Origin of the sequence: Bacteroides sp. AN502(2024) (assembly GCF_041227145.1) — a bacterium.
Classification (GTDB): domain Bacteria; phylum Bacteroidota; class Bacteroidia; order Bacteroidales; family Bacteroidaceae; genus Bacteroides.
Genome location: NZ_JBGFSP010000003.1, coordinates 683,206 through 703,794, shown reverse-complemented (window position 1 = coordinate 703,794; position 20,589 = coordinate 683,206). Strand labels below are relative to the sequence as shown.

The following is a 20,589-nucleotide window of genomic DNA, read 5'->3' as shown; positions in this document are numbered from 1 at the left end:
ATGAAGAAGTTAAGTCTTGTATATATTGGATTCGTTTTTCTGACGATGGCTGCATGTTCGGAGAGTGCTTCGGACGAAGCTGATCTGAGCGGCAATATACAATTGGGAGTTACCGTGGGAGATCTTCAAATCAACAGTCGTGCAGGTGTAACAGCCGTCCCTTATCTTCCTCAAGAGGGAAAAACTTTCGAGGCGGCAGTATGGTTTCGAAAGTATGATGGTGATTATGAAAACAAGCCGGATGCTTCGATCAATCTGCCGGTTCATACTACGGTGGAATTTGACGGTTCGCAATTGAAATATGTGTTTTACGACAATAAGAATCTCAAATATCCCACCGATAATACGAATGTCTGTTGTATCGGATTATATCCTAAGTTGAATTGGGAAACAACGGATAATAAGGTCGTTTCTCACTCTATCAACGGGGCGGAGGATTTGATGTTCGCCTCGGAAATTGAAGGAAGTTGGAACCGGCATTTCCCGCCACAGCAGTATGAACATTTGCTGACTTGGATAAAGATAAACATCTGTGCCTCATCGCACGATGCTGTGGATGCCTGGGGGATGATAGAGCAAATTTATGTAACAAGCGACTCTGAAGTGCAGATCGATTTGAAAAATGGATCGTGTCAATATGTAAGCCCACAACTTATACCTGCGATGAACAGTAGTAAACTTCTTTCTACATCAATTCAAGAGGTCGGATCGGTGTTTTGCAGCCCGGAGAAGGAGTATAAGGTGACGGTAGAAACTAAAAATAAAAGCGGTGTTGTAGAAAAGAGAACGATCCCATTGACTTTGAATTTAATAGACGTAGAACATGATGATAAAATTACAAATGTTACTCAGGAGAGTCAAGCAAAAGGAAAATGCTTTGTGTTTTCCCTCTATTTTACACCTCACAATGTGATTGATGGCGTGGGTACGCTGAATTCGTGGAGCAATCAAAACGAAGATATTTATTTAGACTAAAATTGTAATCGTGATGAAACTATATCCTGACTATATAAAGCGATGGAGCCTGGGGGCGGTTGCTGCTGCATTGTTCACTTGTATCGGTTGTACTGATGACATGGGGATGAACGGGAATGGCTACGTGACTTTTCCCTCCGATTGTCTGGCATTTACCACCTATCTTGCGTCGGAGAATACATCTTCGGCTACTCGCAGTTCGGTCTCGAATCTGGAAATTGTCGAGGAACAGTGGGCTTTGCAGACGACGCGGGAGGAGAGTGGTGCCACCCGGGGAACGCTTACAAACCATCTCAGTGGTAGTGCCGGTGTCCTCGGTTTTCAATATGGTAATGATGAAAACGATAAAACTCCTATTGCCGGTGATGATAATAATCTCGAATGTGAATTTGACGGCAACAAGCTTGTTTCCAAGGATGCTACCATTCTATGGAAAACGATAACCCAGCCGCATCTGAATGTTTATGCGTATGCGCCCTACGTATCGACAAATACGACCCCGGATCCTGCAAAGCCGGATAGCATAAAGCTCGATTTTGCGACTGCGCCGCCTACTATCGATTACATAGTGCCTGAGTTGATAGCCCGTCAGAAAGATATTCTGGTGGCGAGGTGGATAAGTCAGGCTCTGGCAGATCCGAATTATAAATACAAGACCATTCCTCTCACTTTCAATCACGCCCTTACCGCCATTCGTTTCAGGGTGGGATTTAAATGTAAGGTGAAGTCCGTGGAGATTAGGAACGTGTATAATAGTGGAACATATAATTTTTTGGATGACAAATGGATGGTTAATGAAGGTTCGGAAGCATCTTATAAGTCATCATACAAGATCAGTTTCGGAGATGAAGGCAAATTGTTTGATAGCAATGATATATTGACCCTTAAGAAGGATCAGGTTGAGTATATGATTCTGATGCCTCAAAATTTGCCTGGTGGAGCAGAAATTGTTTTGACATGTGAAGATAAAGAATATCGTACGGTTGTTCCTGTCAGTGATGAAGAAAGGGAGGAAGAAAAGAAATGGAGATGGGAACCGGGCAAGCTTATTACCTATACGTTTTATAAGGGACAAGCTCCGGAAACGATTTATTTCGATTTGGCGCTAAGCGATGTGACGATCAAAGGAGGTGGCAAATATTCCGGTAAAGTCTATAAAGACGGAGGCTTAAAAGACGTAACCGGCGACCATAAAGACGGGAATCATTATTATGTCTATCAATCGACTGAAAAGAATAGAGAAGGAATTTGGACAGGCGATGTCTGTACCCCTCCCGAGTATGAAGAAGTCAAATATACCGACGGTCGTTCGTGGAGTGATTTTATAACCAACAATACCAATGTGGATTTGGTAATCAAATCTTGGGATAAAGATAATAATGCGCTTGTTACAGCTGTCGGACGCGAATATACGAGTCACCGGATAGAAATAACCGGCAAGGTGACTTGTGATTTGACTATCGACAATATCTATTCTATATATCAAGAGAATAGAGACAATCATGTAGGAGAAATGACTCCGGATTATCGTAATAAGGCCGGAATTTCGTTTATCCCAGGAAGTGGAGTAACTAATGCAAAAGTAACGATCAATAGTGTAGGTGATAACCGGGTAGGAGCCGTGCATTACAATAATCAAAGTAACAATGGCAACGAAATAATCTTTGAAGGAACCGGTTCGTTGACTGTGGCGGATGTGGATGGATTTATGGGTGGGGATGGTAACTCCGGTCTTGAAAATGGCGAAAAAGGCTACTGGTCTAATCACTGGAGTTCTGCCATCGGTAACCATGATAGTCCTCCCGGTGATGATGCCAGTTATGGTATTGTTATCAATAGCGGTATAATTTTCGCCGGTACCACCAAAGCGGAAAATTGTACTGCTATCGGAGGAGGTGGTAATGCATACGGAGGTGTTACCATTAACGGTGGTACGGTAACGGCAGTCGCCACCACCACGGGTACAGCCATCGGAGGGGGAATCGGATTTGGCAGTGCGGGCGGAGTGGGCGAAGTTACCATTACAGGTGGCAATGTCTATGCCTATAATCATGCCAATAAATGGGATATTCCGAGTTCTGCCATCGGAGGTGCCGGGTCAAAAAGCAACTACGGAGAGAAAGGCATTGTAACTATTTCCGGTGGGTATGTGTACGCCAAATCAGCTTTGGGTACTGCCATCGGTGGAGGCAGCAGCTATTCGCGATATGGAGGTGATGCCCATATTACAATTTCAGGCGGTGAGGTTTTCGCTAAAACCGATTCAAAGTTAAGTGCAAGTATCGGCGGCGGTACGGGATGTTCGAACCCTAAAGAGGCAACCAACCCTTACAACCATAACGGAGGAAATGCGAATATTACAATCGATGGCAATCCGATTATTCGAACCGGCTCCATCGGTGGAGGCGGAACCGGAGCTGGTGATGCCTATATAGGGAATGCGACGATTCACATACGCGGAGGCGACATTCAGGGTCAGTTCCTATTGTCTGCCGGCACGGGTGCGGGAGAAAAGCCATCCTTTACGATGAGCGGCGGTACAATCCGTAACAGTGATACGGCAGATGAGGAGTACTTGCATGTGAAGGATGACGGTGGTGCCGTATATCTGGAGAATGGTACGGTGACCATAAACGGTGGAGCAATCCGGAATTGTAAGGCAAAGAGGGGTGGAGCAATTTACATTATTGGTTCATTGGATGGCACTTCCAATGCTTCCTTTACAATGAGTGGTGGTGAGATTAAAGACAACGAAGCTTATAGAAACACCGGCATCAGTGATAAGGATTTTGTGGGAAGTGGGGGTGCTATTCACATAATAGACGGAGATGTGGAGTTGAAGGGTGGAATTATAGCTGATAATCTGGCAGCCGGGGGTAACGGAGGCGGTGTTTTCATACGTCGCGGGTCCCTGAGGGTAGGTGAAAGCGGTAGTGCCGGTCCGGTTATTAAAGACAATGCTTCCGAAATAAGAGAAACAGACGAGGATGGTATATATGGCGGCGGCAATGGCGGCGGAATATATGTCTATTCCAAAGTAGCTGATGTGGATGTCAACCTTAAATCCGGCAAGATAATCGGGAATACGGCGGACCGCAGAGGCGGAGGCTTATGTGTGATTCAGGATAACAGTGATAAGGATAATAAGAAAGCTGTAATTATTATCGGAACAGAAGAGAGTAACGATAGCATTCTCCAGATCTCCAAGAATCATACCTTGCTGCAAGGTGGAGGAGTTTATGCCAAGGGAACCAATGCCGATATAACCATTAACAGCGGTACGATTAAGGGCAATACCGTTTCGCAATATGTTCACAATCAAGATGTGACGAATGAGGAGGGATCGGTAACTTTAAATCATGGAGATGTGAAGCATAACGTTGTCACGTTCAATGCCAATGATGGTAGTGAGAATCCTGAAACAAGTTTCCAGAATATTGTGACAGAGACGAACAGTAAGTTGGTAACACCGGAGTTTAAACGTATGGGTTACAATCTTGTAGGATGGAATACAAAGCCCAGTGGAGCGGGAAGGAGTTATAAGAATGAAGAGATTATGAATATTCACGAAGACATTACTCTCTATGCACAATGGGAAAGATGGTAGCAGTGACATCATAACCGGATGGTGGGGACAGTGGGGACACTTTTTCCGATTCGCTCACACACACGCACGCGTGCGCGAGTAGCCAAAGATTTATCCCTTTTATTTAGATATCTCCCCCTTGCTCCTTGTCCCCGGATGGTATTCCGTTCGTTACTTCATCGGTTCGGTTTTGCAGATAAGTCATGTCCCGTTTGCATTTCTGATGTTTGCGGCATCCCCCATGTGTGATCATTTTCTACACCTAATAATATACGCGCACGCGTGTGTGTGAGTGAATCGGGACAAGTGTCCCCACTGTCCCCGCCCTTTATAAACAAAGAATCCGGTCCGATTTCTAAAGCTACGCTTTCCGGTTTCTAAAGCTATGCTTTCCGGTTGCTAAAGCTATGCTTTCCGGTTGCTAAAGCTACGCTTTCCGGTTGCTAAAGCTATGCTTTCCGGTTGCTAAAGCTATGCTTTCCGGTTGCTAAAGCTATGCTTTCCGGTTGCTAAAGCTATGCTTTCCGATTTCTAAAGCTACGCTTTGCCGGAGTATGAGTGAATTCCCCTTGAGCATGAGTGAATCCGCTTTATACTTTACCTGTCCTGTTTCTAAATTGCTCCGTTCTTCTTCCGATTCTTTACCGGACAGCTTCACAAAGAAGAAAAAATATGTTCTACAACATCGTTGTCAATCAGCGTGTTAGTATAAATATGCAAAAAAGTTCAGAAAAAAGTGTCGAATATATTTGGATTGTAGATTAAAAGTCTGTACTTTTGCACCCGCTTTCCGAGGGAGGACAGCCTGACAGGTTTGACATGATGCTTGCCGCATAAGGTACCTTGAAAATAAAGACAAAAAACTTTCAAAAAAGTTTGGAGTTAATAAATAAAAGTCCTTATCTTTGCATCCGCTTTCTAAAAGAAAGCGCGTGTTTCTGACACGTCAGTTCTTTGAAATATTGATAAACAATACAAGTAGTACAAGTAAAGAAATAGAACCGTCAATACTTGTCTGGTATATATTAAATATATGTACAGGCACAGGTATTGTAATAAAGGTCAATGAAATTACGGCGTCCTGAACAGAGCAATATGATATCCTTGATTGGATATTCGAATGATATTTTTACAATGAAGAGTTTGATCCTGGCTCAGGATGAACGCTAGCTACAGGCTTAACACATGCAAGTCGAGGGGCAGCATGAAGGTTTGCTTGCAAACCTTTGATGGCGACCGGCGCACGGGTGAGTAACACGTATCCAACCTTCCGTTAACTCGGGGATAGCCTTTCGAAAGAAAGATTAATACCCGATGCCATATCATCCCCGCATGGGGATGCTGTGAAAGGAATCCGGTTATCGATGGGGATGCGTTCCATTAGTTAGTTGGCGGGGTAACGGCCCACCAAGACAACGATGGATAGGGGTTCTGAGAGGAAGGTCCCCCACATTGGAACTGAGACACGGTCCAAACTCCTACGGGAGGCAGCAGTGAGGAATATTGGTCAATGGACGGAAGTCTGAACCAGCCAAGTAGCGTGAAGGATGACTGCCCTATGGGTTGTAAACTTCTTTTATACGGGAATAACCGGTCCCACGTGTGGGACTCTGCATGTACCGTATGAATAAGGATCGGCTAACTCCGTGCCAGCAGCCGCGGTAATACGGAGGATCCGAGCGTTATCCGGATTTATTGGGTTTAAAGGGAGCGTAGGTGGGCTGTTAAGTCAGTTGTGAAAGTTTGCGGCTCAACCGTAAAATTGCAGTTGAAACTGGCAGTCTTGAGTACAGTAGAGGTGGGCGGAATTCGTGGTGTAGCGGTGAAATGCTTAGATATCACGAAGAACTCCGATTGCGCAGGCAGCTCACTGGACTGTCACTGACACTGATGCTCGAAAGTGTGGGTATCAAACAGGATTAGATACCCTGGTAGTCCACACAGTAAACGATGAATACTCGCTGTTTGCGATATACAGTAAGCGGCCAAGCGAAAGCATTAAGTATTCCACCTGGGGAGTACGCCGGCAACGGTGAAACTCAAAGGAATTGACGGGGGCCCGCACAAGCGGAGGAACATGTGGTTTAATTCGATGATACGCGAGGAACCTTACCCGGGCTTAAATTGCAAATGAATGATCAGGAGACTGGTCCGCCGCAAGGCATTTGTGAAGGTGCTGCATGGTTGTCGTCAGCTCGTGCCGTGAGGTGTCGGCTTAAGTGCCATAACGAGCGCAACCCTTATCTTCAGTTACTAACAGGTGATGCTGAGGACTCTGAAGAGACTGCCGTCGTAAGATGTGAGGAAGGTGGGGATGACGTCAAATCAGCACGGCCCTTACGTCCGGGGCTACACACGTGTTACAATGGGGGGTACAGAAGGCCGCTACCTGGCGACAGGATGCCAATCCTCAAAACCTCTCTCAGTTCGGATCGAAGTCTGCAACCCGACTTCGTGAAGCTGGATTCGCTAGTAATCGCGCATCAGCCATGGCGCGGTGAATACGTTCCCGGGCCTTGTACACACCGCCCGTCAAGCCATGAAAGCCGGGGGTACCTGAAGTACGTAACCGCGAGGAGCGTCCTAGGGTAAAACCGGTAATTGGGGCTAAGTCGTAACAAGGTAGCCGTACCGGAAGGTGCGGCTGGAACACCTCCTTTCTGGAGTGATGCCGTAGTGGTGGATGTCCTTATCGTATGTTTAATATGTATCGTATGTAAGGTCCATCTCCACCCGGATACCTTTCAAGGTTCTGTTTTTTTTGTACTACTGGTACTTGTTTATTTATGATATAGATCAACCATCTATAGAAGTATAGATATAGATCAACACGAGAGAAAACAGAAGCCGAGTCTAACATACAGGTAGACAAGGTTGAACTAGTCCTATAGCTCAGTTGGTTAGAGCGCTACACTGATAATGTAGAGGTCGGCAGTTCAACTCTGCCTGGGACTACCAAGCTCAAGATATGTCCATGTGCGCGAGCCTTGACCGATATTCTTGAATCACTTCTTGGGGGATTAGCTCAGCTGGCTAGAGCATCTGCTTTGCACGCAGAGGGTCAACGGTTCGAATCCGTTATTCTCCACAGTCTCAGCAATGAGAAACGATCTTTGACATGATGTACAAAAAGTAAAATTTTAGTAAGAGCTAAAAGTATATATCAAACCGTACGTGTCCGCGTATGCAATATTGATAAATGGAAGCAATTCCAATGTCAATACCGGTACACGGACAAGACGTTTGAAAGAAAGTAAATAAGGGCGCATGGCGGATGCCTTGGCTCTCGGAGGCGATGAAGGACGTGATAAGCTGCGATAAGCTTCGGGAAGGTGCAAATAACCTTTGATCCGGAGATTTCCGAATGGGACAACCCGGTGTTCTGAAGGAACACCATCCATTTTCAGATGGAGGCAAACGCAGGGAACTGAAACATCTTAGTACCTGTAGGAAGAGAAAATAATAATGATTCCCCAAGTAGTGGCGAGCGAACGGGGATTAGCCCAAACCGGTATTGTTACGGCAATACCGGGGTTGTAGGACCACGATATCGCATGAAATTCGGTGAGAAGAATTCTTTGGAAAATGAAACCATAGACGGTGATAGTCCGGTATTCGAAGCCGAATGAAGCGTAGTGGTATCCTGAGTAGCGCGGGACACGGGAAATCTTGCGTGAATCCGCCGGGACCATCCGGTAAGGCTAAATACTCCCGAGAGACCGATAGCGAACCAGTACCGTGAGGGAAAGGTGAAAAGCACTTCGAACAGAAGAGTGAAATAGTCCCTGAAACCGTGCGCCTACAAGCGGTCGGAGCTGCTTGATGCAGTGACGGCGTGCCTTTTGCATAATGAACCTACGAGTTACTTTTTCCGGCGAGGTTAAGTGTCTTGAGACATGCAGCCGAAGCGAAAGCGAGTCTTAACAGGGCGGTTAGTCGGAAGGAGTAGACGCGAAACCAAGTGATCTACCCTTGGCCAGGTTGAAGGTTAGGTAACACTAACTGGAGGACCGAACCGATAAGCGTTGAAAAGCTTCCGGATGAGCTGAGGGTGGGGGTGAAAGGCTAATCAAACTTGGAGATAGCTCGTACTCCCCGAAATGCATTTAGGTGCAGCCTTGTGGGTTACTAATGTGAGGTAGAGCGACTGATAAGATGCGAGGGCTTCACCGCCTATCAAGTCTTGATAAACTCCGAATGCGCATTAGTTTGATCACAGGAGTGAGGGCATGGGTGCTAAGGTCCATGTCCTAAAGGAGAAGAATCCGGACCATCAGCTAAGGTCCCGAAATAATTGCTAAGTTGAACTAACGAAGTCAGATTGCTAAGACAGCTAGGATGTTGGCTTGGAAGCAGCCATTCATTTAAAGAGTGCGTAACAGCTCACTAGTCGAGGAGTTTGGCGTGGATAATAATCGGGCATAAAGCAATTTACCGAAGCTATGGGATGTCAGTATTGAATTGACATCGGTAGGGGAGCATTCCACTCAGCGTCGAAGGTGGGGCGTGAGCCTTGCTGGAGCGTGTGGAAACGCAAATGTAGGTATAAGTAACGATAAAGGGGGTGGGAAACCCCCTCGCCGCAAGACTAAGGTTTCCTGATCAACGCTAATCGGATCAGGGTTAGTCGGGTCCTAAGGCTCAGCCGAATGGTGATGCCGATGGCAGAACAGGTTAATATTCCTGTACTACCTTATGGAGTGACGTGGAGACGGAGTCGTGACAACGCCGCGGACTGACGGAATAGTCCGTTGAAGGGTGTAGATGTTGATCTTTGCAGGCAAATCCACAAAGAGAGTCGAACCTGATAGTATGGAGCGTTCCTCGGAACAATCCAATAGCGCGTGTAACCATACTCCCGAGAAAATCCGCTAAACTTAATCCCTAAGGTACCCGTACCGCAAACGGACACACGTAGTCGGGTTGAATATACTCAGGCGCTTGAGTGAATCACGGTTAAGGAACTAGGCAAACTGACCCTGTAACTTCGGGATAAAGGGTCCCAACGTGAGTTGGGCGCAGAGAATAGGTCCAGGCAACTGTTTAACAAAAACACAGGGCTGTGCAAAATTGAAAGATCATGTATACAGCCTGACACCTGCCCGGTGCTGGAAGGTTAAGAGGAGACGTCATCGCAAGAGAAGCGTTGAATTGAAGCCCCAGTAAACGGCGGCCGTAACTATAACGGTCCTAAGGTAGCGAAATTCCTTGTCGGGTAAGTTCCGACCTGCACGAATGGTGTAATGATCTGGACACTGTCTCAACCGTGAGCTCAGTGAAATTGTAGTATCGGTGAAGATGCCGATTACCCGCGATGGGACGAAAAGACCCCGTGAACCTTTACTATAGCTTAACATTGAATTTGGGTAATTGATGTGTAGGATAGGCCGGAGACAATGAAGTGGGTACGCCAGTATCTGTGGAGTCGCTGTTGAAATACGGCCCTTTGATTATTTGAGTTCTAACTCCTTTACTGGAGGACACTGTTTGGTGGGTAGTTTGACTGGGGTGGTCGCCTCCAAAAGCGTAACGGAGGCTTCTAAAGGTGCCCTCAGGACGATTGGTAACCGTCCGCAGAGTGTAATGGCATAAGGGCGCTTGACTGGGAGACTTACAAGTCGATCAGGTAGGAAACTAGAGCATAGTGATCCGGTGTTTCCGTATGGAAGGGACATCGCTCAAAGGATAAAAGGTACTCCGGGGATAACAGGCTGATCCCTCCCAAGAGCTCATATCGACGGAGGGGTTTGGCACCTCGATGTCGGCTCGTCACATCCTGGGGCTGGAGAAGGTCCCAAGGGTTGGGCTGTTCGCCCATTAAAGTGGCACGCGAGCTGGGTTCAGAACGTCGTGAGACAGTTCGGTCTCTATCTATCGTGGGCGTATGAAATTTGCGTGGCTCTGACACTAGTACGAGAGGACCGTGTTGGACTGACCTCTGGTTTACCGGTTGTGCCGCCAGGTGCATTGCCGGGTATCTAAGTCGGGATTGGATAAGTGCTGAAAGCATCTAAGTACGAAGCCAGCCACAAGATTAGATTTCTCAGGGTCGTCAAAGACGATGACGTTGATAGGATGCAGGTGTAAAGGTGGTAACATCAAAGCCGAGCATTACTAATTGCCCGTCGACTTTCTTTCGGAGATGTAGTGGTTGGTTGTATACATTTAGCTTGTAATAACTGAATTTTTACTTTTCATCATGTCATGACTTTATTCAGGTGGTTATAGCACGAGGGTTCCACCTCTTCCCATTCCGAACAGAGAAGTTAAGCCTCGTCACGCCGATGGTACTGCGTAACAGTGGGAGAGTAGGTAGCCGCCGTTTTTGAAGAAGCCCCTTGATTCTGAAGTGAGTCAAGGGGCTTGCTGTGTTTGGTACTTTGCGAAAAAAGTGTTATATTTGCAACTGATAATTATTTTATTAAACGTTTAAAGCAAATTTGAAAGGTATGAAAACTAAATTATTTTTGGCTGCTGTAGCAGTAACATTTTCTTTTGCAATGATGTCTTGTACTGGTAATAAAACTACTAACGCTGCTTCTGAAGGTGAAGAAACAACTGTAGAAACAGTAGAAGCTGTTGCTGAATCTGATTCTTGCTGCCAGGCTAAAGATTCTTGTGCTACTGCTTGCGATAAAAAAGCTGATTGCGCAGAAAAGAAAGAATGTTGCGATAAGAAGTAATCTATTGATTTAGGACAATAAAGAAGAAGAGGGAGAGAATGGTTCAAACATTCTATTCCCTCTTTTTCGTTTGGTGGATATATTACTTTATTTGTGATATATTTTTGTTAATAATCGGTCTTAACTTATGAAATGATATTTTTTTAGATAAAAAAGTAACGTATTATTTGGTGGTAAAGAAATAATCTATACCTTTGCACCGTCAAACTAATAAAAGAGACAAAAAATGAATCAGATGTTTATACATATTCTACTATGCGGTATTATTATTCTACTATCAAAGGGTGGTGGAAGTGAGTGCTGCGCGTAAATATGTATAAATGAAAATATACGAAAGCCTTTCTCACTTCTAAGTGTGAAAGGCTTTTTTTAATGCTAATAATTATATAATATACATAAGAATATGGACAATAGGTTATTTATTTTTGATACTACTCTTAGAGATGGTGAACAGGTTCCCGGATGCCAGTTGAACACAGTGGAGAAGATCCAGGTAGCAAAGGCATTGGAAGCCTTGGGAGTAGACGTGATTGAAGCCGGATTCCCCATTTCGAGCCCGGGAGATTTTAATTCAGTGATTGAGATTTCGAAAGCGGTGACTTGGCCTACTATCTGTGCTTTGACCCGCGCAGTTCAAAAAGATATTGATGTAGCTGTAGATGCACTGAAATTTGCTAAACATAAACGTATTCATACCGGTATCGGTACTTCGGATTCGCACATTAAGTATAAATTCAATTCGAATCGTGAAGAGATTATCGAACGCGCGGTAGCTGCTGTGAGATACGCCCGCCGTTTTGTAGATGATGTGGAATTTTATGCAGAAGATGCAGGCCGTACGGATAACGAATATCTGGCACGTGTGGTGGAAGCTGTCATCAAAGCAGGAGCTACCGTAGTGAATATCCCTGATACAACAGGTTACTGCTTGCCTTCGGAATATGGCGCTAAGATAAAATATCTGGTTGACCATGTAGACGGTATTGATAATGCCATACTTTCTACTCACTGTCACAATGACTTGGGTATGGCTACTGCCAATACGATAGCAGGTGTTTTGAACGGTGCGCGTCAGGTGGAGGTTACTATCAACGGTATTGGCGAACGTGCAGGAAATACTGCTCTCGAAGAAATCGCCATGATTATCAAGAGTCATCACGAAATAGATATTCAAACCAATATCAATACGCAGAAGATCTATCCGACCAGCCGTATGGTATCCAGTCTGATGAATATGCCGGTACAGCCTAATAAAGCAATCGTTGGACGTAATGCTTTCGCACACTCTTCAGGTATCCATCAGGATGGTGTATTGAAGAATGTACAGACGTATGAGATTATTGATCCGCATGATGTGGGTATTGATGATAACTCTATCGTATTGACTGCCCGTAGCGGACGTGCTGCATTGAAAAATCGTCTTTCTATATTGGGAGTGAATCTGGATCGGGAAAAACTGGATAAGGTATATGATGAGTTCCTGAAGTTGGCTGATAAGAAGAAAGATATTAATGATGATGATATTTTGGTATTGGCAGGTGCGGACCGTAGCCTGAACCATCGTATCAAACTGGATTACTTGCAGGTGACGAGTGGTGTCGGTGTGCGTTCGGTAGCCAGTTTGGGACTGAATATTGCCGGTGAGAAGTTTGAAGCTTGTGCCAGTGGTAACGGTCCGGTAGATGCAGCTATCAAAGCATTGAAAAAGATTGTAGATCGCCACATGACTCTGAAAGAGTTTACTATTCAGGCTATCAGTAAGGGTAGTGATGATGTAGGCAAAGTGCACATGCAGGTAGAATACGATAACCAGATTTATTATGGTTTTGGTGCCAATACAGATATTATCGCTGCTTCGGTAGAAGCTTACATCGACTGTATCAACAAATTCAAATCGTAAAAAAAGAGATTAGCAGTCGGTTAGGTATTACAGAGATTGATTGAAAGAGTAAATAGTAATTAGTAAAATAGTACATAAACAGATGAATACATTATTTGATAAGATATGGGATGCCCATGTGGTGACTACTGTGGAAGATGGTCCTACACAGCTTTATATTGATCGGTTATATTGCCACGAAGTGACTAGTCCGCAAGCTTTTTCAGGATTACGTGAACGTGGAATCGGAGTATTACGTCCGGAAAAGGTGTTTTGTATGCCCGACCACAATACACCGACACACGATCAGGATAAGGAAATTGAAGATCCGGTTTCTAAAATGCAGGTGGACACACTGGCGCAGAATGCGAAGGATTTCGGTCTGACACACTATGGCATGATGCATCCGAAGAATGGTATTATCCATGTGGTAGGTCCCGAACGTGGTTTGACCTTACCGGGAATGACGATTGTTTGCGGTGACTCTCACACTTCTACTCACGGTGCGATGGGGGCGATTGCTTTCGGTATCGGAACGAGCGAGGTGGAAATGGTGCTGGCTTCACAATGTATTCTCCAGTCGAGACCGAAAACGATGCGTATCACTGTAGACGGAGAACTGGGTAAAGGGGTGACCGCAAAGGATGTAGCTCTGTATATGATGTCTAAAATGACTACCAGTGGTGCTACGGGTTACTTTGTAGAGTATGCAGGTTCGGCTATCCGCCATCTGACCATGGAGGGACGTCTTACCCTTTGTAACCTTTCGATTGAAATGGGGGCACGTGGAGGGATGGTTGCTCCGGATGAAGTGACTTTTGAATATGTCAAGGGACGTGAAGGTGCTCCGCAAGGCGAAGCATGGGACAAGGCTTTGGCATATTGGAAGACATTGAAGAGTGATGATGATGCCGTGTTTGATAAAGAGGTTCGTTTCGAAGCAGCTGATATTGAACCGATGATTACCTATGGAACGAATCCGGGTATGGGCATAGGAATCACACAGCACATTCCTACCGTGGAAGGAATGGGTGAAGCTGCACTGGTTTCGTTCAAGAAATCAATGGAATATATGGGATTCCGACCGGGTGAGTCTTTGTTGGGTAAAAAGATTGATTACGTATTCCTTGGGGCTTGTACAAACGGCCGTATGGAGGATTTCCGTGCATTTGCTTCCATCGTGAAAGGTCGTAAGAAAGCCGAGAATGTAATCGCATGGTTGGTTCCCGGTTCATGGATGGTAGACGCGCAGATCCGTAAGGAAGGAATAGACAAGATATTGACGGAAGCCGGATTTTCCATCCGTCAGCCGGGATGTTCTGCTTGTCTGGCAATGAACGATGACAAGATCCCTGCTGGAAAGTATTCGGTATCTACCAGTAATCGTAATTTTGAAGGACGTCAGGGACCCGGTGCACGCACTTTGCTGGCTAGTCCGCTGGTGGCTGCCGCTGCTGCGGTGACAGGTGTGATTACCGATCCGAGAGAGCTGATGTAATGTAACCGTAATTCGTAAATCATAAATTGTAAATAAGACGATGGCTAAGACAAAATTTAATATAATAACAAGTACTTGTGTACCTCTTCCTTTAGAAAATGTAGATACAGACCAGATTATTCCGGCACGTTTCCTGAAAGCAACCACTCGTGAAGAAAAATTCTTCGGTGATAATCTTTTCCGTGACTGGCGTTATAATGCTGACGGTTCCCCGAACAAGGATTTTGTGTTGAACAATCCTATTTACGGTGGCCAGATATTGGTGGCAGGAAAAAATTTCGGTTCGGGTTCCAGCCGTGAACACGCTGCCTGGGCAATTGCAGGTTACGGTTTCCGTGTGGTGGTATCCAGTTTCTTTGCCGATATTCATAAGAATAATGAGTTGAACAATTTTGTGCTTCCGGTGGTTGTTACCGAAGAGTTCCTGCAGGAGTTGTTCGATTCGATAGAGGCGGACCCCCAGATGGAAGTGGAAGTGAACCTTCCTGAACAGACCATTACCAACAAGGCGACAGGTAAAAGTGAACATTTCGAAATCAATGCTTACAAGAAACTTTGTTTGATGAACGGATTGGACGATATCGATTTCTTGTTGAGCAATAAAGATAAAATAGAAGCATGGGAAAAGAAGGCGTGAAAATAGAAATCATGGACACAACGCTCCGTGATGGTGAGCAAACCTGCGGAGTGTCTTTTGTGCCTCATGAGAAACTAATGATCGCCCGTTTACTGTTAGAAGACTTAAAGGTAGACCGGGTGGAGGTTGCTTCGGCACGTGTGTCGGACGGTGAGTTTGAAGCCGTGAAGATGATTTGCGACTGGGCTGCCCGTCGTAATCTGCTCCATAAAGTGGAAGTGCTCGGCTTTGTCGACGGATACACTTCTGTCGATTGGGTTCAGGGTACCGGTTGCCGTGTGATTAATCTTCTTTGTAAAGGTTCACTGAAGCATTGTACGCAACAGCTGAAAAAAAGACCGGAAGAGCATCTGGCGGATATCATAAGTGTGGTGCATTATGCCGACGAACAGGATATTACCGTCAATGTTTATCTGGAAGATTGGAGCAACGGTATCAAGGAGTCTCCCGAATATGTATTTCAATTAATGGATGGATTGAAAAAAACGAGTGTCAAGCGTTTTATGTTGCCTGATACGTTGGGTATTTTGAATCCTTTGCAAGTGATAGAGTATATGCGGAAGATGAAGAAGCGTTACCCGAATACTCATTTCGATTTCCATGCGCACAATGATTATGATTTGGCTGTGAGCAATGTCCTTGCCGCTGTATTAAGCGGTGTCAAAGGATTGCATACAACCATTAACGGACTGGGCGAACGGGCGGGAAATGCTCCTCTCGCAAGTGTGCAGGCTATCCTGAAAGACCATTTCAATGCGGTGACTAATATCGACGAGAGCCGTTTGAACGATGTCAGCCGGGTAGTGGAGTCTTATTCGGGAATTGTGATACCTGCCAATAAGCCGATTGTAGGTGAGAATGTCTTTACGCAAGTGGCCGGGGTGCATGCCGACGGGGATAATAAAAATAATCTCTATTGTAATGATTTGCTTCCCGAACGTTTTGGTCGTAAGCGTGAGTATGCATTGGGTAAGACAAGCGGTAAGGCAAATATCCGCAAGAACCTCGAAGATCTGGGATTGGAGCTGGACGAAGATGCCATGCGCAAGGTGACGGAACGCATCATCGAGTTGGGCGACAAGAAAGAGCTGGTTACGCAGGAAGATTTGCCGTACATTGTTTCGGATGTATTGAAACACGGAGCATTGGTTGAGAAAGTCAAACTGAAAAGCTATTTTGTGAATCTGGCTCATGGCTTGAAACCGATGGCAACGTTGAAGATAGAAGTCAACGGAAAGGAGTACGAAGAGAGTTCAAGCGGGGATGGCCAGTATGATGCTTTTGTTCGTGCGCTGCGTAAGATATATAAGGTGACATTGGGACGTAAATTCCCGATGCTGACCAATTATGCGGTGACTATTCCTCCCGGTGGACGTACGGATGCATTTGTGCAGACGGTAATCACGTGGAGTTTTGATGGACAGATGTTCCGCACCCGCGGACTTGATGCCGACCAGACAGAGGCTGCCATCAAGGCTACTATGAAGATGCTGAACCTCATCGAAGATGAATACGAGAAGAGCAAGTGAGAAACAAGTTGCGCGAGAAGTGTTTTTATACGAATATATAAATAGAAGAATAAACGATTATGGATTTTAAAATTGCTGTATTGGCAGGTGACGGTATCGGACCGGAGATCTCTGTGCAAGGTGTAGATGTGATGAGTGCTGTTTGTGAGAAGTTTGGGCACAAAGTAAGTTATGAATATGCAATCTGTGGAGCTGATGCGATTGATAAAGTAGGCGATCCGTTTCCGGAAGCAACTTATCAGGTTTGTAAAGAGGCGGATGCTGTTTTATTCTCTGCTGTAGGTGATCCGAAATTTGATCATGATCCTACTGCCAAGGTGCGTCCGGAGCAAGGCTTGCTGGCTATGCGTAAGAAACTGGGTCTTTTCGCCAATATCCGTCCGGTACAGACATTCAAATGTCTGATTCACAAATCTCCATTACGTGCGGAGCTGGTAGAGAACGCTGATTTTATCTGTATCCGTGAGCTGACCGGAGGTATGTATTTCGGGGAGAAGTATCAGGATAATGATAAAGCGTATGATACGAACTATTATACTCGTCCGGAAATCGAACGTATTTTAAAGGTGGCTTTCGAATATGCGATGAAGCGCAGAAAACATCTGACAGTGGTAGATAAGGCAAATGTGTTGGCTTCTTCCCGTCTGTGGCGTCAGATTGCACAGGAAATGGCTCCGGACTATCCGGAAGTGACAACTGATTATATGTTTGTGGACAATGCTGCCATGAAGATGATTCAGGAACCTGCTTTCTTCGATGTGATGGTAACGGAAAATACATTCGGCGACATCCTGACTGACGAAGGTTCTGTAATCAGTGGCTCTATGGGTTTGCTTCCTTCTGCTTCTACAGGTGAAAGCACTCCGGTATTTGAACCTATTCACGGTTCATGGCCGCAGGCTAAGGGATTGAATATAGCTAATCCGTTGGCACAGATTCTTTCTGTAGCTATGTTGTTCGAGTATTTCGATTGCAAAGAGGAGGGCGCATTGATTCGTAAAGCCGTAGATGCTTCTTTGGATGAGAAGGTACGTACACCGGAAATACAAGTGGCCGGGGGGGCTAAGTACGGAACGAAAGAAGTAGGAGAGTGGATTGTTGATTATATCAAGAAGGCTTGATAAAACCGGATAAAAAAGTAAAAGCCTGGCATCGGATAATGGTGTCAGGCTTTTACTTTTTAGTTTGAAATAGGTTACATTCTACCAACTTTTGATAGTGGAATATAGAATGATACCGAGTATGGTCAGTAATCCTACATAAATAGTGACTGACCATTGTTTGATTTCTTTTCTATCCGTACGGGTGGAAGGTGACAGATAGATGGCTGCTTTGTGGGCGATGGTGCAGAACAGCCAACCTCCGAATCCTCCGATAATACCTCCTACGAGTAAATCACCGGGATAATGTACCCCCAGATATATACGTGTGTAGCAGTTGAGGATTGCCCAGACTAGGATGAAAATGTTTAGCCAACGTTTACGGAACAGGAATATGAGAAACATGGCAAGACCTAATGAATTGGCTGCATGGCACGATGGAAAACTGTAGCTTCCTCCGCGGTAACCATTTACGATATGTACCATATCTACAATCGGGTTTTCCAGATTGGAAGGACGCAGGCGTGCTACTACCGGACGAATGATGCTGCTACACATTTGGTCGGCGAAGGTGATAGTCAGTGTGATGGCAGCCACGTAACACAGTACTACTTTCCAATGGAAGTTTTTTAATAAAATATACAATATAGTGGCATACATGGGAATCCAGATGAATTTACCCGTGAAAGAACTCATGAAATAATCCCAGAAAGGGGAATGTATACCATTGAAAAACAAGAAGATATTTGTATCTATCTCTGAAAGATATTGGATAATTCCGGTGTGTATCATAGGGCTTTATTGTTTTATATTACTTGATAAATATTCAATATTGATTATTTCCTAGCGTTTCGCCAGATCATCGTAGAGCTTCTGCAAGAATGCTTTTCCTTTCTCCAGATTGGCTCCTTTGGCGCTACCTTCATCCAGTTGCACAGTATTTGCGTCCAGATTGTACACTAATTGGTTGTCGGCGGTAATCATTCCGAAATAGTTCGGTCGGGTAAAGTATGCGAAATGAGGAGAGGCCGGATTCATGATATTCTTGCTGAAAGTAAATTCCTCATGCGGCAATCCTAATTGGGCAAGCAAGGTGGCGGCAATGTCAATTTGTGAAGCATAAGTATCTACCACAAGAGGTCGCTTGATTGCACCTCCGATTAAAATCAGTGGAATGGTATGGCCGTCCAGCGGATTTTCTATCGGATACGGATAGGCACCCTGATGATCGGGAACGAGTACAAACAGGGTATTTCTCCATAGCGGTGTTTCTTGATACTGTTTCACGAAGTCTCCTACACAACTATCGGCATACGCAAAGGAGTTGAGGATTTTATTATCCAGCCTGTGGAACGGGACTTCGAACGGTTCGTGGCTGCTTGATGTCTGAACAAGTTTCAGGAACGGCTCTTTTTGTTTTTCTTCTTTCAGGTCTTTCATCAGGCGTTGGAATAAGATGTGATCTTGTGCTCCCCATTTTCCTGTGCGTTCGGACAGAGGAAAATCTTTATCGGAGATAATCTTTTCGATGCCGGAAGATACCAGATAAGAGCGCATATTGGTGAAGTCGGCATCTCCGCCATAGTAATATTCCAGGTGATATCCGGCATTTTTCAGACTACGCGAGATAGAAGGAAGTTTGTCCGTCTTTTCGGGATATTTCATGATGCTGGTGCTTGGCTGTCCGGGATATCCGCTGATGATGGATGCCAGTCCGCGGTCTGTGCGGAAACTGCTGCCGTAGAAGTTGCTGAATAATATGCCTTCTTTAGCGAATTTATCCATATTGACAGCTACATTGGGTGGTCCTCCGAAAGTTTCCATCAAGTGTGTGGAGAAACTCTCAAGGATAATAAAAATAATGTTCGGACGTTGTGTATTCAATAATGAGGGGATGCTGTCTGTTGCCGATACAGGCTTGTCTACCATCTCTGCAAATAATTCGTCAGCTATTTTCGGGTCCATGAAGCGATATTGCTTATCGAAATTATTCTGGTGTGTGGCGGAATACATGAAGCTGAATATCGGATTGATGGCTGCATGGTTCATGCGTTGGTTCTGGCTGAAATAGACCTTGCTCAAATTCATGGTAGATACGCTGAATCCGCCCCGGATGGGGATGAAGAGTGCGGCTGTCAGCAAAAGGAGTGCAAGCGAGACCTGCTGACGTCGATAAGGTATTTTCTGTGGCTTTTTCTCCCGGATAAGGACGTAATGGAAAATAAAGTATAAAATGGTTGCATAGACCAGTATAGATAAGATGCCCCCTAGTACAAACCAGAAGCTGACACTTGCCATCGCATCTTTGGGGGAAGAGAAGAAATAGAAAATGGGAGTAGCATCCAGACGGAATCCCCAAAAGCCGTATAATCCCAAATCGATGATAAAGATGCAGGCCATGACAAAGGCTATTATTCCGAAGTATCCCTGCCGGATGCGGCGGAGTACGGATGAACTCGTCCAGGCGGAGGCGATGAGCAGTAAGCCGGGGATAGCGGTCAGGTAGCCTGCAAGAGATAAATCCAGAGGCAATCCGTGCCACATGACACGGAAGTAATCACTTAAAGATGTGTCGGTATACAAGTCATGGTAGTAAACCATGAAGATGGGTTTCTGAAGAACGAATAAAAGAACAAATAAAAAATAGGTCGTGAGAAATTGTACGATTCTCTTTTTCATATCTGTAAACTTAAAAAGATTGA

10 protein-coding genes, 2 tRNA genes and 3 rRNA genes are annotated in these 20,589 nt (G+C 45.1%); 13 read left to right on the top strand and 2 right to left on the bottom strand.

Going from position 1 to position 20,589, the window contains the following annotated elements; genetic code table 11:
- The 13 genes from AB9N12_RS02790 to leuB all read left to right on the top strand — a co-directional run bounded on the left by AB9N12_RS02790 (position 1) and on the right by leuB (position 17,908).
- Positions 1 to 975 carry a hypothetical protein gene (locus tag AB9N12_RS02790; protein ID WP_369889496.1) on the top strand — a complete coding sequence of 325 codons (975 nt, stop codon included), beginning with the start codon at positions 1 to 3 and terminating at the stop codon, positions 973 to 975.
- A 13-nt stretch (positions 976 to 988) separates the two neighbouring features.
- Positions 989 to 4,582: an InlB B-repeat-containing protein gene (locus tag AB9N12_RS02785; RefSeq protein WP_369892788.1), complete on the top strand. Its 3,594-nt coding sequence runs from the start codon at positions 989 to 991 to the stop codon at positions 4,580 to 4,582.
- Between the two features lie 1,110 nt (positions 4,583 to 5,692).
- Positions 5,693 to 7,221 (top strand): 16S ribosomal RNA (locus AB9N12_RS02780).
- A 221-nt stretch (positions 7,222 to 7,442) separates the two neighbouring features.
- A tRNA-Ile gene (locus AB9N12_RS02775) sits at positions 7,443 to 7,519 on the top strand.
- Between the two features lie 56 nt (positions 7,520 to 7,575).
- Positions 7,576 to 7,649: transfer RNA gene (locus AB9N12_RS02770), tRNA-Ala, on the top strand.
- A gap of 159 nt (positions 7,650 to 7,808) precedes the next feature.
- Positions 7,809 to 10,699 (top strand): 23S ribosomal RNA (locus AB9N12_RS02765).
- A 76-nt stretch (positions 10,700 to 10,775) separates the two neighbouring features.
- Positions 10,776 to 10,886 (top strand): 5S ribosomal RNA (gene rrf / locus AB9N12_RS02760).
- The 16S, 23S and 5S rRNA genes sit together here with 2 tRNA genes alongside, the layout of an rRNA operon.
- A 124-nt stretch (positions 10,887 to 11,010) precedes the next feature.
- Positions 11,011 to 11,244, top strand: a complete 234-nt coding sequence (locus tag AB9N12_RS02755; protein ID WP_369889494.1) for a hypothetical protein — start codon at positions 11,011 to 11,013, stop codon at positions 11,242 to 11,244.
- A gap of 403 nt (positions 11,245 to 11,647) precedes the next feature.
- Positions 11,648 to 13,144 (top strand): 2-isopropylmalate synthase, encoded by a 1,497-nt coding sequence (locus tag AB9N12_RS02750; RefSeq protein ID WP_369889492.1) that lies wholly within the window; start codon positions 11,648 to 11,650, stop codon positions 13,142 to 13,144.
- An 82-nt stretch (positions 13,145 to 13,226) separates the two neighbouring features.
- Positions 13,227 to 14,621, top strand: coding sequence for a 3-isopropylmalate dehydratase large subunit (gene leuC, locus AB9N12_RS02745; protein WP_369889490.1), 1,395 nt, complete (start codon positions 13,227 to 13,229; stop codon positions 14,619 to 14,621).
- A 40-nt stretch (positions 14,622 to 14,661) separates the two neighbouring features.
- On the top strand, positions 14,662 to 15,258 hold the full coding sequence (gene leuD, locus AB9N12_RS02740; protein WP_369889488.1) for a 3-isopropylmalate dehydratase small subunit: 597 nt from the start codon (positions 14,662 to 14,664) through the stop codon (positions 15,256 to 15,258).
- Positions 15,240 to 16,787: an alpha-isopropylmalate synthase regulatory domain-containing protein gene (locus AB9N12_RS02735; protein ID WP_369889486.1), complete on the top strand. Its 1,548-nt coding sequence runs from the start codon at positions 15,240 to 15,242 to the stop codon at positions 16,785 to 16,787. Before leuD ends, AB9N12_RS02735 begins: the two co-directional genes overlap by 19 nt.
- A 59-nt stretch (positions 16,788 to 16,846) precedes the next feature.
- A complete protein-coding gene (gene leuB, locus AB9N12_RS02730) occupies positions 16,847 to 17,908 on the top strand; it encodes a 3-isopropylmalate dehydrogenase (protein WP_369889484.1) in 1,062 nt (353 codons plus the stop codon).
- 81 nt (positions 17,909 to 17,989) lie between these two features.
- On the opposite strand, the gene AB9N12_RS02725 is transcribed toward leuB, so the two are convergent.
- Together AB9N12_RS02725 and AB9N12_RS02720 are read right to left on the bottom strand one after the other, a co-directional pair.
- Positions 17,990 to 18,679 (bottom strand): phosphatase PAP2 family protein, encoded by a 690-nt coding sequence (locus tag AB9N12_RS02725; RefSeq protein WP_369889482.1) that lies wholly within the window; start codon positions 18,677 to 18,679, stop codon positions 17,990 to 17,992.
- Between the two features lie 51 nt (positions 18,680 to 18,730).
- Positions 18,731 to 20,566, bottom strand: coding sequence for an LTA synthase family protein (locus tag AB9N12_RS02720; protein WP_369889480.1), 1,836 nt, complete (start codon positions 20,564 to 20,566; stop codon positions 18,731 to 18,733).
- Positions 20,567 to 20,589: the final 23 nt, after the last annotated feature.